Genomic DNA, 14,047 nt, shown 5'->3' with positions numbered 1-14,047 from the left:
CTTGAGCTCGAGAATCTCACCGCGCGCGTCGACCGTGATCTTCTGGGACAGATCACCTTTCGCGACGGCGGTGGTGACCTCGGCGATCGAGCGCACCTGCGCGGTGAGGTTCCCGGCCATGATGTTCACCGATTCGGTCAGGTCACGCCAGGTGCCCGAGACCTCGGGCACCTTGGCTTGCCCGCCGAGGCGGCCCTCGCTGCCGACCTCGCGTGCCATACGCGTCACCTCGTCGGCGAACGAGGAGAGCTGATCGACCATCGTATTGATGGTGTTCTTCAATTCCAGCAGCTCACCCTTGACGTCCACGGTGATCTTCTGGGAGAGGTCGCCCTTGGCCACGGCGGTGGCCACACCCGCGATATCGCGCACCTGTGAAGTGAGGTTGTCGGCCATCGCGTTGACCGAATCGGTCAGGTCCTTCCAGCTGCCCGACACGCCGGGAACCGACGCCTGACCACCGAGTTTGCCCTCCGTTCCGACCTCACGCGCGACCCGGGTGACCTCGGTGGTGAACAGGGCCAGCTGATCCACCATGCCGTTGAAGACGAGCGAGATCTCGTCCAGGACCGGATCGCCGACCTTGGGCAGATACCGCCGGAAGTCCCCGTCGCGCACCGCCTTGAGCCCGTCCAGGAGCGGCTGGAGGCGCTCGTCGTTGCTGTTCACACGATCCGCTGCGGCGGTGTCGGTGTCGATGGTCATCGCTGTCCCCGCTTCCCCTGGGGCCTACGGAATCTACAGATCCACGTCGAAACAGTTCTCGCCCGCGGCGACCCGCCGCACAATCTCGAGCAGGTCGTCGAACAGGCCGGTCTTGAGCACCAGACCCGCGCCACCGGCCGCGATCACCCGGTCACGCGTGGTCCGATCCGCATCTCCGGTGAAGACCAGCACCCTGGCCGCCGGGGACACCTCCCGCAATCGCCCGATAGCGTCGATACCGTTACCGTCGGGCAGCCGCCGGTCCAGCAGGATAACATCGGGCCGGATCCGGGCGGCGGCGGCGACCGCAGCCGCGACGGAACCGGTCGTCTCGACCAGGTCGATATCCTCGACCAGTTCGAACGCCGATTCGAGCGCCATCACCACCATCGGGTGGTCCTCCGCCAGCAGCAGCCTCGTGGGACCGCCCGGTATGTCAGCCGACATACCCGCAGTCTATGCCGACACCGCGCTGGTATCGCGCCTCGACCAGGTAATGGGTTCCCCTCCCCGGGCGGCGCTCGATCCGCCGGACACCAGCCGGGCAGCTGCCACCCTCGACACAGCCCATCACTCGCAGCCGTTCGATCACGCGATCGGTCACCGCACCGAAACGGTGGATACGGGACATCTCGATCGCACCGGGACACGGCATCGCCTGCTCCAGGACCTCGCCGGACATGGCGGAAGGCGGCACGTCATTCGGTTCCATCACCGGCGGCCGGGCACGAGAGTGCGTGCGACACCGGCCGATTCGCCGGGCACAGGCGTCGTGGTCACGGCCGGTGTCGCAGGCCCGGCCGTTGCGATTCATGGCCTCCCCGGTCAGCCCCGATGCCACGCACAGCAGCGGGACGGACCGGCACACATGGGCGGCCCACAAGCAACGGCGCAGTTATGCTCGAAACATGTGTTCTCCCAGTGCCACGCTCACCGCGTGGGCCGGCGCGTGGCTGGCCGGTCGCGGCGCGCCCGACGACGTGCTGGACTCGCTGCACGCGTGGGCGCCCCGCCAACTGGTCGCCGCCGGAGATCCGGTCACCGGCGGACACACCGGGCTGCCGTGGCCCGGCGGCGAATCGCTGGGCCGGGGTGGAGCCGGAATTATGCTGCTGCTCAAGCTGATTCGCGAGGAGTCCGATGATCCGCGGGCGCGGCTGCGGCTGATGCTGCCGGTCCCCGGTGATGTGCGCGGGCTGCCGACCGGTAGCGAATTCGCCGCCGCGGCCCTCGAGGCGCAGGAGGGCATCCTGGTCGGCGTACCCGGCGGCGACGGGATGGGCTTGGTGCCGGAGTGGGTGGACGAGCAGACCCTGCAGTGGACCGTCTACCGCACGCCGGTTCCGCAGGTCGCGGAGCAGGACATGGCACTGGGTGAGGCCGAGTACGCGATCCGCCAGGCCGTTCGCGATGCCGCGGACGCACTCGCGCACCTCCAGACCACCGCGGTGAACTCCGGCGGCCCCGACCCGCGCGAACTCATCGAGGACGAACTGGCCGAGTACGCCCGCCACGAATATCCCGAGTCGATCCCGCTGCGCGCGCGACGCATCCTGGACACGGCCGACCACGTGGCGGCCATCCTGACCGTAGCGCAGCACGAACCGGCCTCGGCGCCCAGTTCGGCCAGTGCGATGGCCGCGCAGGAGACCCTGTTGCGCCCGCTCTGGAACGCCATCCGCGCCGCCCGCCTGGCCGCGATACACGCGACCGTCTGAACTCGGCGCCGGGCGTCAGTGTTTGGTCACGATCCGCTCGGGCTCGCCGGGTTTCCAAATCACCACGTCCACATGCCCGTCACCGACCAGGACGGCCGAGGCGCCGGTGATATCGGCGGCGAAGAACGGCTCGAGCCGCTCCCCGCGCAGATCGAATCCCGTGTCCTCGTACAACGATTCGGCCCAGCGGCGCTGCAAGTCGGCATCGGGCACCTCGCGCACCGTGCCGAAGAGTTTCGCATCGCCGTCGCCGACCTGCGGGTCGACGGTGGCCGTGTGCAGACAGAACCGCGGGTCGCGTCGCAGATCCCGGAATTTCGTGGTGCCGGGCATACCCACCAGCCACAGTTCCCCCTCGAAGATTCGCGGTTCGAGCGGGCTGATTCGCGGATAGCCGTCCGAACGGGTCGTAGCCAGCAGGCACAGATTCCCGGTCGCGGCGTGACGGCGCCGGAACACCTCCGAGATCCGCGGAGACGTCTCGGTGAACTCGCTCCAGATGCTCATGCCGCCAACGCTAGCCTCGCCCACCGACATATCCGCCGCGTCCGGGGCGGCCCGGCCGTCGCACCGCTCTGATTGAATGAGCGCGGTTACATTTCCGGCAGATATCGAGGTCGCGTTCATGCACTCCCTCCGCACCGCCGCCATGGTCCTGGCGATCGTGGCAGCCGGTACCACCGTCGGCGTGACGCCCGCCGCCGCCGTCGTCGGCGGCGCGCAGGTGTCCGCCGCCGACTACCCCTGGCTCGGCGCGATCGGCTCGCCCGCGTTCCCGCTGCGGCCCGGCGGTCAATTCTGCGGCGGCGCACTCATCGCCCCGGACAAGGTCCTGACCGCAGCGCACTGCGTGATCTTCGCGAAGCCCGTGCCCGCAGCTCTGACGGTGACCTTCGGCCGCGCCGACCTGGCCGGTCCGGGCGGAATCACCGTGCGGGTCAAGGCGATCCGGGCGGATCCCCGGTTTCGGATCTCGACCTTCGACAATGGTCTGAGCTTCCACCACGACGTCGCCGTCCTGACCCTGGACACCCCGCTCACGCTCCCGACCGTCCGTGTCGCCGCACCACACGGGCGCACCGGCACGGTCGTCGACTGGGGCGCGACCTCCGATACCGACTACTCGAACACGCGTCTGCGCGCGGCCACCGTGCCGCTGGCCTCCGATGCCTCCTGCGCCGCCGCCTACGGTCCCGAATTCGATCCGAAAGAGGCCTTCTGCGCCGGATCGACCACCGCCGACACCGGCGAATTCGACAGCGGCGGACCACTTCTCATCCACGGCGCGGTCGCCGGAATCACCTCCTGGGGCAAGGGTGCGGCACAACCCGGCTTCCCGGGCGTCTATGCCCGGGTCCCGGCGACGGACCTGTGAGTCCTGCTGCTAGAGCGCGAATTTCACGGCCATGGCGATACCGCAGGTCGCCGCGATCACCCGCAGCGCGGTGCCGGGCAGCCGCCGCGCGAAGGCCGGACCCACCCAGCCGCCGATCAGGAATCCCAGGCCGAGCGGCACCACCGCGGCCCAGTGCACCGGCCCGAAAAGTGCGAAACCCACTGCCGCGGTACCGTTCGCGCACATGCTGACGGTGTTCTTCACCGCATTGACCTCTTGTTGCGTCCATCCCGGGAACATGGCGGTGAGGATCGCCATGATGAGGATGCCGCCCGCGGCGCCGAAGTATCCGGCGTAGACCGCCGCGCCGAACAACAGGATCCGCAATCCGCGTTCGCGCCACCGTCGATCCGCCCCGTCGTAGACCTCCCGCAGGCGGGCCAGCCGGGGTTGGGCGAGCAGGAATATCGACGCACCGCCGATCAGGAAGGGCACCACGACCTGAAAGGAGGACGCGGGGGCGAGCAGCAGCGTAATCGCGCCCACCGTGCCGCCCGCCGCGGTCAGCAGGCCCAGCCGCAGTGTCACCCGGCCCCGGCCCGCGAGCTCCGAGCGCGACCCCGCGGTCGCGCCCAGGCCGGTGAATACCAACGCCACCGTATTGGTGACATTCGCCGCGACCGGCGGCAGGCCCATGGCCAGCAGTGCCGGGAACGAGACGAGCGAGGCCAGACTCACCAGTACGCTGACCAGTCCCGCGGCGAAGCCGGTACCCAACAACTCGAGCCCCTGCCATGGGTCCACCACCGCACACCATCCCGCTTCCACATCGGACTCCGCCAGCAGTCACCGATCACCCCGGCGGCCCGAATCGCCGGAACGACGCTTCATTCAAACATCCCATGAATATCGGCGCATCGGAGATATCGGCATTCTTGCCGCCAGACCCGCACCCGCGAGTACCACGAGCATCAATTCGAGCCGGTGGCACAACGGGATTCGAGTAGTGACCTACTCGGGTCCGAGACAGCTGACCCGACATACGCTTTGCGCAACGTCAGAGTTCGACAGCGGCACAACACAGTTCACCAAGGTTCGACCGCATCGTCGAGAAGGTTCATGCCGGCGATGCCGGCATGCGCGAGGTTCGGATGTGCGACAAGGTCAACAAACAACGTCAGGTTCGCGATTCGGCGCGGTAGCGCCGGCGAAGTAACGACGTCACCGAATCGACCTCGGTCCGGGATAACCCGGCACGCGGCGGGCACCAAGCCCGCTCAGCGTCCCGGGAGGTGAGAACCGAATCCCGTCCGCGGCGGCGGTGCGGCTCGACTTCCCGTCGGGTGACCACGGTCGAGTCCGCGCACGGCCGGGCCGACCACCCGACCGGGGCGCTATCGCGTACGGCGCGGCTGCTCGCAGCAGCCGACGGCGCACGGGGCACCGTTCACGGTGCAACCGTAGCCCGGAACCGCGCCCAGACGACGTGGGGCCACGTCGGTGAGGTGTTCCTCGACGAGTTCGGCGACGAGCCGGGCGAAGCGTGGATCGGTTCCCGGAGTCGCCGCGCGGGCGAAGGCCATATCGAGTTCACCGGCCTTCTCGCGTGCCTCGTTGTCCAGGTCCCAGATCACCTCCAGGTGGTCCGAGACGAAACCGACCGGGCAGATGACGACCGCGTCGACGCCGGTGGCCGAAAGTGCGCCCAGGTGATCGACGATGTCGGGTTCGAGCCACGGCACCCGCGGCGGGCCGGAACGGGACTGCCACACCACATCGTACTCGGCGAATCCCGTTGCCGCCGCGCACAATCGGGCCGCCTCGGCGACTTGGCGACTGTAGAGTTTCCCGCCTTCGGCCGGAGGTCCGGCCGAGAGGTCCGCGGACACGGGAATCGAATGTGCGGTGAAGACCAGCCGGACGCCCTCGCGCCGCTCGGCCGGAATCTCCCGCAGCGCGGCGTGAATCGCGTCCGAGAAGGATTCGATCAGCAGCGGATGATCGAAGTACTGGCGCAACTTCACCAGTTCCGGTGCGTCCGTGACCGCCTCGCGCGCCCGGAGAATGTCCTCGTCGTATTGGCGGCATCCCGAGTAGCCGCCCCAAGCCGAGGTCGGGAACACCAGCGCCCTCCGCACACCGTCCGCCCGCATCCGCTCGACCGTGTCCTCGGCCATCGGATGCCAGTTCCGATTGCCGAAGTACACCGGCAGATCGATACCGCGCGTGGCGAATTCGGCCTCGACCGCCGCGATGATGTCCCGGTTGAGGGCGTTGATCGGCGAGATGCCACCGAAATGCAGATAGTGCCGCGCGACCTCCTCGAGCCGTTCGCGCGGCACGTCCCGGCCCCGAGTGACGTTCTCCAGGAACGGCATCACGTCCTCGGGACGTTCGGGGCCGCCGAAGGACAGCAGCAGAACCGCGTCGAATCCCATGCCGGCGTCGGAACTCAATGTTGATCGGGCAGGCCCGCGTGCCCTGCGTGGTTACGCTCCGCTGCCGCCTCCGGGCCTGACGCGGGCCCGCCGTTCCCGGAGAAGTTCTCGGGGAACCAGGTGTTGTGGCTCGCGCCGCCGTCGACGTAGATGATCGATCCGGTGGTTCCGGGCAGCCAGTCCGACAGCAGGGTCACGATCGAGCGGGCCACCACGGTCGGATCGTCCACATTCCAGCCGATCGGCGACGCGCCGTCCCAATAGGTGTTGAGCATGTTGAGCTGCTTGGCGTCGTCGGTCGCGGTACCGGCGATGGCCTTGGCCGCGAGGGTCTTGATCGGACCCGCGGCGATCAGGTTCGAGCGGACCCGCTTGGCCGTGCCCACCTCACGCGCGACATACCGGTTCACCGACTCCAGGGCGGCCTTGGCCACGCCCATCCAGTTGTAGTAGGGCATGGCGGTGCGCGGATCGAAGTCCATGCCCACGATCGAACCGCCCTCGTTCATCGCGGGCAGCACGGCGCGCGCCAGCGAGGCATAGCTCCAGGCGGAGATCTCGAACGCCTTGGCGGCATCGGAGCCCGGGCCGTCCAGGAACGGCAGCGCCTCCGGCCCCATCAGGGTGCGCGGGGCGAAGGCGATCGAGTGCAGCACTCCGTCCACGCCCTCGGGTGCGTGCTCACGGACCCGGTCGGCCAGGCTCGCGAGATCCTCCTCGCTGGTCACATCCAGCCCGATGGCCGGGGGAACCTCCTGCGGCAACCGCTTGGCGATCCGGTCGATCAGCCGCAGCCGCTCCGGAATGCCCGTGATGACCACCTTCGCACCTTGCTCCTGCGCGACCGCCGCCGCGTGGAACGCGATCGACGAATCGGTGATGATCCCGGTGATCAGTACGGTCTTGCCGTTGAGCAATCCGCCCATGAGTTGTCGGTTCTCCTCGTTGAAAGTCTGCGTGGGGTATGACGGTGAAGCGGGTTCGGGCGAGCTCAGTGGCCCATGCCCAGGCCGCCGTCGACCGGGATGATCGCGCCGGAGATGTAGGAGGCGTCGTCGGACGCCAGGAAGCTGATCGCGGCGGCGACCTCCTCGGGGTCGCCGATGCGTCCGGCCGGGATCGCCTTGAGGGCGATTTCCTTCATGTCGTCGGTCATGTCCTCACGGGTCATATCGGTGTCGATGAAACCGGGCGCGACGACGTTGGCGGTGATGTTGCGCGAGCCGATCTCGCGGGTGATCGCGCGGGCCATACCGACCAGGCCGGACTTCGCGGCGGCGTAGTTCACCTGCCCGGCCATGCCCATCTGGCCCACCACCGAGCCGAGGAACACGATCCGGCCCCAGCGCGCCCGCAGCATCGCACGGTTGGCCCGCTTGGCCACCCGCCACGCGCCGGTGAGGTTCGCGTCGATGACGCGGGCGAACTGCTCCTCGCTCATCCGCATCAGCAGCGTGTTGTCCACGATGCCCGCGTTGGCGACCAGCACCTCCACCGCACCCTGATGCGCCTCGACTTCGCCGAATGCGCGATCGATCGATTCCGCGTCCGTCACATCGCATTTCACGCCGAACAGCCCGTCCGGCACGCCCGAACCACGATGGGTGACCGCGACCTTGTGTCCGTCGGCGGCCAGGCGCTGCGCGACCGCGAGTCCGATGCCGCGATTGCCACCGGTGACGAGTACCGACCTGGAAGTTGTAGGCATAGAGCCAAACTTAACGCGTCGGTACGGAAATGCCTACCGCGGGGGGCAGTAGCCCTCGGCCGGCGTGCCACCGATACGGCGACGGACGCCGCCCGCATCGCCCGATGCAATGAGACGGCGTCCGCCACAACGGTTTTCGTTCGATCAGGGCAGGCGCTGACGGTACACCAGACCCGTCACGACACCGGCCGCACTGATCAGCAGGCCCAGCAGCAGCCACGGCCGACTGGCGTCACCCACGACCGTTTCGTACCCGATCTGGCTCTGCAACTTGTCGTACGCGTTGTTGAGCTCCTGCAGCGAGGTCGCGGTGAAGAACTGTCCGCCGGACAGGTCGGCGACCTTGTGCAGAGCGTCGTCGTCGACGGGTACCGGCTGTCCCTTCGAGCCGCCGGAGCCGTCCGGGATGTCGACCACGCCCCATTGGGTGCCGAACGAGATCGTCGAGATCGGCACCCCCTTCTGCTTGGCCAGTCGCGCGGCCACGAACTCGTGCCGGGGATTGTCGACGTCGTCGGCGTCCGGCACCGTCTGCTTGCCATCGGACATCAGCACGATGCGCGCGGGCGGCGGCGAGGAGGCGCCGCCGAGCACGGTGGCCAGGGTGTCGATCCCGCTGAGGCTGGTGAAGATGCCCTCACCGGTCGCGGTGCGCTCGGCGAGCTGCAGGTTGTTCACCGCCGCCTTGACCGTGTCGTGATTAGTGGTCGGGTTGACCAGCAGCGAGGCGGTGCCGGCGAAACTGACCAGCCCGAGATTGATCCCGTGCGGCATCGAGTCGATGAACCGGCCCGCGGCCTCCTTCGCCGCCTGGATGCGGCTCGGCTTGACGTCGGTGGCCTCCATCGACAGCGAGACGTCGATGGCCAGCATCACCGTGGCGCGGTTGCGCGGGACCTTCTTCGCCATGGTCGGCCCGGCCGCCGCGACCGTCAACAGGACGAGCCCGACGAGCATCAGCACCACGGGAGCGTGCCGCCACGCACTGGGCCCCTTCGGGCTCACGCCCTCCAGCAACTCCATATTCGCGAAACGCAGCATATGCCGCTTGCGACGACGTTGGACGAGCACGTACAGCAGCGCGACGAGCGCGACGACGATCAGGAACAGCAGCCAGATCGCCGCGGTGAAGTGCGAAATACTCACTGAAGGGGCACCTGCCCGGTCGGGGCGCCGAAGGTGTGGCGCCGGGTGGACACGAACCGGACGACGTCCGCGATCCAGTCGCGATCGGTGCGCAATTGCATCACCGGCGCGCCGCATCCGCGCAGTTCCGACTCCACTTGCCGACGGTGCAGCTGTGCGGCTCGCGTGAAATCGGCTCGCAGCGTCGGGGTCACGGTGAACTCGCGGGTGTGGCCGGTCTCCGGATCATGCAGTACGACGTCACCGACGTCGGGCAGATCCAGATCCAGCGGATCGAGCACCTCCACCGCGAGCAGATCGTGCCGGCCCGAAACCGCGCGCAGCGACCGCTGCCAGTCCAGATCGCCGAGGAAGTCCGAAATCACCACGGCCAGACCACGTTTGCGCTGCGGGCGGCGGAGCGATTCGATCGCACCGCGCAGATCTCCGCGCACGCCGTCCGCGGCGCGCGGGGTGGTGGCGATACGACGCAACATCGCCTGCGCGTGCATGCGCCCGCTGCGGGCGGGCAGTCGCACCAGGCGATCGCCGGTGGCCACGATCGCACCGATCCGATTGCCGCCGCCGCTGGTCAGATGGGTGATCGCGGCGGCTGCGGCCACCACCAGATCACGCTTCTGGCAGCCCGCGGTACCGAAATCCAGGCTCGCGGACAGGTCGATCACCAGCCACGTCTCGAGTTCGCGGTCCGCGATCATCTGCCGTACGTGCGGATGGGTGGTGCGCGCGGTCACCGACCAATCCATCTGGCGCACATCGTCACCCGGCTGGTACAGGCGGGCATCGCCCGGCTCCGAGCCGGGCCCCGGAATCAGGCCGAGATGATCACCGTGCAGCACGCCGTCCAGGCGACGCCGCACGGTCAGCTCGAGTGTTTTCAACGCCGCCGACAGCCGCGGGTCGGACAGATCCCCGCCCCGGAAGGAGGGCGGGGCGTGCGAGGGAGTATTCGACGAAATCGTCACTGGCGCAACCGAATCCTGCACCTCGCGCCTCACTGACGGTGCGGCTGGCCGTTCGGCACCGGCGGCGCGGGCGGCTGCGGAACCGCCTGCTGCGGCGCGGGCGCGGCACCGTGCGGGCCCGAGGACGGCATCGGGGCGGCGGGGGTTCCCGCCGGGACCAGGGCGGGCGCGTTGGCCTGGGCCGCGACCTGCGGCAGGCCGACGGTCTGCAGGACGCGACGGATCACGTCGTCGGGGCTGACCTCGTCGGCGAGCGCGTCGTAGGACAGCACCAGGCGGTGCCGCAGCACGTCCGGGATCACCTCGACCACATCCTGCGGCACGACGTAGTCGCGGCCGCGGATCAGCGCGACCGCGCGCGCCGCGGCGATGATGCCCAGGCTGGCACGCGGCGAGGCGCCGTAGGCGACCCAGCCCGCGACGTCGTCGAGCCCGAATTCGGCCGGTTTACGGGTCGCGGCGATCACCCGCACGACGTAGTCGACCAGCGCGTGGTGCACGAAGGTGGTGGCGGCCAGCTGCTGCAGCCGGATCAGCTCCTGCGGCTGCAGGACGTTCTTGGGCTCGGGCGGGGTGACCCCCATCCGGTAGATGATCTCCCGCTCCTCCTCCACCGAGGGGTAGTCGACCAGTACCTTGAACAGGAACCGGTCGCGCTGCGCCTCGGGCAGCGGGTACACGCCCTCGCTCTCGATCGGGTTCTGGGTAGCCATGACCAGGAACGGATCGGGCATCGGATAGGTCTTGCCGCCGATCGAAACGTGCCGCTCGGCCATCACCTCGAGCAGTGCGGACTGCACCTTGGCCGGAGCGCGGTTGATCTCGTCCGCGAGCACGAAATTCGCGACGACGGGACCGAGTTCGGTGTCGAACTCCTCCCGGCCCTGCCGATAGATACGGGTACCGACCAGATCGGTGGGCACCAGGTCGGGGGTGAACTGCACGCGCGAGAAGCTGCCGCCGACGACCCTGGCGAACGTCTCCACCGCCAGCGTCTTGGCGATGCCGGGAACGCCCTCGAGCAGCACGTGACCGCGAGCCAGCACGCCGACGAGCAGCCGCTCCACCAGCCGGTCCTGCCCGACGATGACCCGCTTCACCTCGTAGATCGCCTTTTCCAGGGTCTGGACATCGCGCTCGAGGGTGTTCGGCGCCGGCTCGGGCGTATCCTTCACCGAATCCACTGCGCCTGCACCATCAGTCGAAGTCACCAAAATCCCCGCTTTCACGTTGGTCTTTGTGCGTGCTGCCACAACTATTCCAGGTTCCGGCCCATGGTGCCGCAACCGGGCTGCGTGTTGGCACCGGGCCCGCCGGCGGGTGTGACCGCGCGATTCCCGGCCTCCCCGCCCTTGCCGGACACCGTACGCGCCGTCCACCGCACCGGCCACCGAAAGCCCAGGACGCCGGCCCGTCCGACCGCGCGCTCGTGCCGGGGCGTGGTCAGCTGATCAGGCGCACCGCTTTGGGCATGATCCCGCTCGTACGCACGGCCGTAACCCGCACCACCTCACCGGATTCGGGCGCCTCGATCATCTTGCCGTTGCCCAGATACAGCGCCACGTGCTCACTGCCGTTCCGTCCCCAGAACAGCATGTCACCACGCTCGCGTTGGGCCACAGGCACTTTCGTGCCCATCTGGTACTGATAGCCGCTGTAGTGCGGCAGCGAGATCCCGACGCCGGCGAACGCGTAGACCATCAGGCCCGAGCAGTCGAAACCGATCTTCTTGTAGTCACCGTATTTATCCGCGACGCCCCCGTCGTGGATGCCTTTGGTGGGCCCGTCCTCGTCACCGCCGCCCCAGGCATAGGTGACCCCGAGTTGCGACATCGCGCGGTCGATCACCATCTCGATCAGCTCCGCGGGCGTCCCGTCCGGGCGCACCGGCTTATCGGGCATGGACTTGTGCGGTGGCGGATCGTCGTCGAGTTGCGTGTGCGGACGTTTGCCGTCGCCGAGTTCTTCCGCACGCTCGCGCGCCGCGGCATCGGCTGCGGCGCGCACCGCCGCGGTCGCGGCCGCCGCGGCGGCCGCGAGTTCCTCGGCCCGGCGCTGCCGGTCCCATTCCTCGTATGCCGCGCGCTCGCCCTGCAGTCCCGTGACCTGCTGCCGCGCCGCGTCCAAGCGCTGCTGGGCCACATCACGCTGTGTGATCAGCGCGTCGCGCTGGGCGGTCTGCTCGTTCACCGCTGATTCGGCGGCGGTGACGGCGGTCTGGGCCTCGGATTTCTTCGTCTCCGCGGTCGCGGCGGCGGCATCGGCCGTCTGCTTGGCCTGTCGCGCCGACGAATCGGCGTTGGCGCGCTCGATCTGCGCGCGCCGCATGCCGTTCAGCGCGGCGTCCTGTGAAGTCGAGGCCACGCTCAGTAGCTGCGCCCGCTCCAGGGACCAGCCCGGACTGCCGCCGGACAGGTAGTTGACCATCGAATCCGAGCCGGGGCTCATATAGGCCTGTTCGGCGAACCTGTCGAAATCGGCGCGCGCCAGGTCGACCGCCGCACCCGAGTCCGCGAGCGCACGCTGCGTACCCGCGACCGCCGCCGCGGCCGTATCGGCCCGCTCCCGGGCCGACTGCAGGTCCACCAACGCCTTGTTCACCGCCTCGCGCTTCTGCGCGACGACCGAGTCCAGCTGCTGAATCTGCTGCCCGACCGCGGCCACATCGTTGATCAGCGCGCCGACCTGGTTGACCCCGTTGGTCACCTGGGCGCCGGCCGCGGCGATGTCGTTGTCGCTGGGGTTCGGCGGAGGCGGTGGCACCGCTCCGGCCACGGGCGTCACCACGATCAACACGGCGGCGCATACCAGCAATCCCAAAGCAATCCTGAACGGCCCCCCTCGTATCGTCCCGGCCACGCGCACCCACCTCCCTGGATCCACACCGCGTTCCCGGGAAGCGAAGCGTCACCGGGACCTTCACATGGGGTGATAGCCATAGGCCATCACCCCATGAGTATCAGCGACACCCCTGCTCAACAATGGTCGCTGTATACCCTTATGACACTTCTTCCCCAAGAGTGTCATTCGAAACCGTACGACACATACGTCTCCGAGAGAACACACACGACGTAATCACATTGGCGTAATTTGCCGATTGCTTGAAAATAACTGCAAGCGCGACAGAAATCCCCGCAGAAAACCGACCGTTCGCCTGTTTTCTGCCGGAAACCGGGAGCTCAGGTACGTCGAGCTACGCCTACAAGGCGCACTTTCGAGGCGGAATACCCCACCCACCGGGCCGGTCGGAACCCTCGATCCGAACGCGACCCGGATTCACCGCGACCGGCTCAGCGGACCGCCTCGCGGGCGATCCGGTCCGGCGCGGCCTCGGCCCGGCGCCGCTTGACCAGGTACAACCCACCGGTCACGACCAGAACACCCAGCAGCAGCACATACGTCAGCACCGGCCACGAGATCATTCCGTCGGCCTCGAGGCTCTGCACGAACGCGCGCGTCGCTTCGACGCTGTGGCCGCCGTGCCGGTTCTTGGCGATGTCCTCGGCCTTCTCCAGGCGGTACCGGCTGTAGGTGTCGCTGTAGGTACCCGCCCAGTCGTCGCTGAGCACCAGAACGGTGCCGTGCTCGGTCTTACCGACCTGAGTGGCCAGGTCGCGCAGGCTCGAATCCGGTGACGGATTCCCCGGAACCACCACTACGCTCAGCGGAATCCCGTCTTCCCGGGTCTCGGCGACCACGGATTCCAGATCACTCGGGTCGTCCCCGTTGGGCACGTACACGTGGTCCGCGGCCAGGTACGCGAGGATGGTGTGCACATCGACCTCGGGCGGGATCTCCGCGGCCCTGGGGGTGCCAACCGAGGCAAAGGTGACGGTCATCTTCCATCCGGTCTCGTCGAGTCGCCAACCGGGGCGACTGGCTTCCAACACATGTCACATGATCCGCGCCACAACGGCGCGAGAAGCGAGGCTGCGCCGAAACGCATGGATGCACAGTACGCGACCGGTGCATGATGTTTGCGGGCACGCCGTGCGGTGGGCCCCGCACGTTTCACAGGACAAGCGTACTGT

At 68.3% G+C, this 14,047-nt stretch carries 14 protein-coding genes and 1 pseudogene; 2 read left to right on the top strand and 13 right to left on the bottom strand.

Translation table 11 applies throughout. From position 1 onward, the window contains the following. The 3 genes from NV1_RS19880 to NV1_RS43655 form a co-directional block, all read right to left on the bottom strand. Positions 1 to 705 (bottom strand): HAMP domain-containing protein (locus tag NV1_RS19880; protein ID WP_169813356.1); only part of this gene is annotated, 705 nt, incomplete at its 3' end. 33 nt (positions 706 to 738) lie between these two features. Then, complete coding sequence (locus NV1_RS19875; RefSeq protein WP_067893420.1) at positions 739 to 1,152, bottom strand: response regulator; 414 nt, start codon at positions 1,150 to 1,152, stop codon at positions 739 to 741. Beyond that, entirely contained in the window at positions 1,142 to 1,402 is a 261-nt protein-coding gene (locus NV1_RS43655) for a hypothetical protein (protein ID WP_218027141.1), read from the bottom strand. Before NV1_RS43655 ends, NV1_RS19875 begins: the two co-directional genes overlap by 11 nt. Before the next feature lie 211 nt (positions 1,403 to 1,613). Here NV1_RS43655 and NV1_RS19865 point away from each other — a divergent pair, with 211 nt between their 5' ends. Further along, entirely contained in the window at positions 1,614 to 2,423 is an 810-nt protein-coding gene (locus NV1_RS19865; RefSeq protein WP_067893415.1) for an Rv1486c family protein, read from the top strand. Between the two features lie 15 nt (positions 2,424 to 2,438). On the opposite strand, the gene NV1_RS19860 is transcribed toward NV1_RS19865, so the two are convergent. Next, entirely contained in the window at positions 2,439 to 2,930 is a 492-nt protein-coding gene (locus tag NV1_RS19860) for a pyridoxamine 5'-phosphate oxidase family protein (protein ID WP_067893413.1), read from the bottom strand. Positions 2,931 to 3,006: 76 nt separating this feature from the next. Here NV1_RS19860 and NV1_RS19855 point away from each other — a divergent pair, with 76 nt between their 5' ends. Then, positions 3,007 to 3,798, top strand: coding sequence for a serine protease (locus tag NV1_RS19855; protein WP_245713809.1), 792 nt, complete (start codon positions 3,007 to 3,009; stop codon positions 3,796 to 3,798). Positions 3,799 to 3,807: 9 nt separating this feature from the next. Here the strand turns inward: NV1_RS19855 and NV1_RS19850 are convergent, their stop codons facing one another. The 9 genes and pseudogenes from NV1_RS19850 to NV1_RS19810 form a co-directional block, all read right to left on the bottom strand. Continuing rightward, positions 3,808 to 4,563, bottom strand: a complete 756-nt coding sequence (locus tag NV1_RS19850) for a sulfite exporter TauE/SafE family protein (RefSeq protein WP_218027140.1) — start codon at positions 4,561 to 4,563, stop codon at positions 3,808 to 3,810. A 590-nt stretch (positions 4,564 to 5,153) separates the two neighbouring features. Continuing rightward, positions 5,154 to 6,197, bottom strand: coding sequence for a ferrochelatase (locus tag NV1_RS19845; RefSeq protein WP_067893411.1), 1,044 nt, complete (start codon positions 6,195 to 6,197; stop codon positions 5,154 to 5,156). Positions 6,198 to 6,295: 98 nt separating this feature from the next. Continuing rightward, positions 6,296 to 7,123 (bottom strand): annotated as a pseudogene (gene inhA, locus NV1_RS19840) (NADH-dependent enoyl-ACP reductase InhA); the annotation flags it as partial. Positions 7,124 to 7,188: 65 nt separating this feature from the next. After that, entirely contained in the window at positions 7,189 to 7,905 is a 717-nt protein-coding gene (gene fabG1 / locus NV1_RS19835; protein ID WP_067893409.1) for a 3-oxoacyl-ACP reductase FabG1, read from the bottom strand. A 144-nt stretch (positions 7,906 to 8,049) separates the two neighbouring features. Next, positions 8,050 to 9,051 (bottom strand): VWA domain-containing protein, encoded by a 1,002-nt coding sequence (locus NV1_RS19830; protein WP_067893407.1) that lies wholly within the window; start codon positions 9,049 to 9,051, stop codon positions 8,050 to 8,052. Further along, positions 9,048 to 10,016: a DUF58 domain-containing protein gene (locus NV1_RS19825; RefSeq protein ID WP_067893406.1), complete on the bottom strand. Its 969-nt coding sequence runs from the start codon at positions 10,014 to 10,016 to the stop codon at positions 9,048 to 9,050. The genes NV1_RS19830 and NV1_RS19825 overlap by 4 nt, the downstream gene beginning before the upstream one ends. Positions 10,017 to 10,045: 29 nt before the next feature. Beyond that, a complete protein-coding gene (locus NV1_RS19820; protein ID WP_067893442.1) occupies positions 10,046 to 11,233 on the bottom strand; it encodes an AAA family ATPase in 1,188 nt (395 codons plus the stop codon). 226 nt (positions 11,234 to 11,459) lie between these two features. Next, positions 11,460 to 12,836, bottom strand: a complete 1,377-nt coding sequence (locus NV1_RS19815) for an NlpC/P60 family protein (protein WP_281181857.1) — start codon at positions 12,834 to 12,836, stop codon at positions 11,460 to 11,462. A gap of 470 nt (positions 12,837 to 13,306) precedes the next feature. Next, positions 13,307 to 13,906 carry an Rv1476 family membrane protein gene (locus tag NV1_RS19810; RefSeq protein WP_245713807.1) on the bottom strand — a complete coding sequence of 200 codons (600 nt, stop codon included), beginning with the start codon at positions 13,904 to 13,906 and terminating at the stop codon, positions 13,307 to 13,309. Positions 13,907 to 14,047 lie beyond the last annotated feature (141 nt).

The organism is Nocardia vaccinii NBRC 15922 (assembly GCF_001613305.1).
In the GTDB taxonomy this organism is placed as follows: Bacteria; Actinomycetota; Actinomycetes; order Mycobacteriales; family Mycobacteriaceae; genus Nocardia; species Nocardia vaccinii.
This window is presented reverse-complemented; position numbering and strand designations above follow the sequence as displayed.

Coding starts and splice junctions, on each gene's coding strand:
- NV1_RS19865 (WP_067893415.1), top strand. CDS start 1,614: ATGTGTTCTCCCAGTGCCACGCTCACCGCGTGGGCCGGCGCGTGGCTG.
- NV1_RS19860 (WP_067893413.1), bottom strand. CDS start 2,930: ATGAGCATCTGGAGCGAGTTCACCGAGACGTCTCCGCGGATCTCGGAG.
- fabG1 (WP_067893409.1), bottom strand. CDS start 7,905: ATGCCTACAACTTCCAGGTCGGTACTCGTCACCGGTGGCAATCGCGGC.
- NV1_RS19845 (WP_067893411.1), bottom strand. CDS start 6,197: ATGGGATTCGACGCGGTTCTGCTGCTGTCCTTCGGCGGCCCCGAACGT.
- NV1_RS19855 (WP_245713809.1), top strand. CDS start 3,007: ATGAGCGCGGTTACATTTCCGGCAGATATCGAGGTCGCGTTCATGCAC.
- NV1_RS19875 (WP_067893420.1), bottom strand. CDS start 1,152: ATGTCGGCTGACATACCGGGCGGTCCCACGAGGCTGCTGCTGGCGGAG.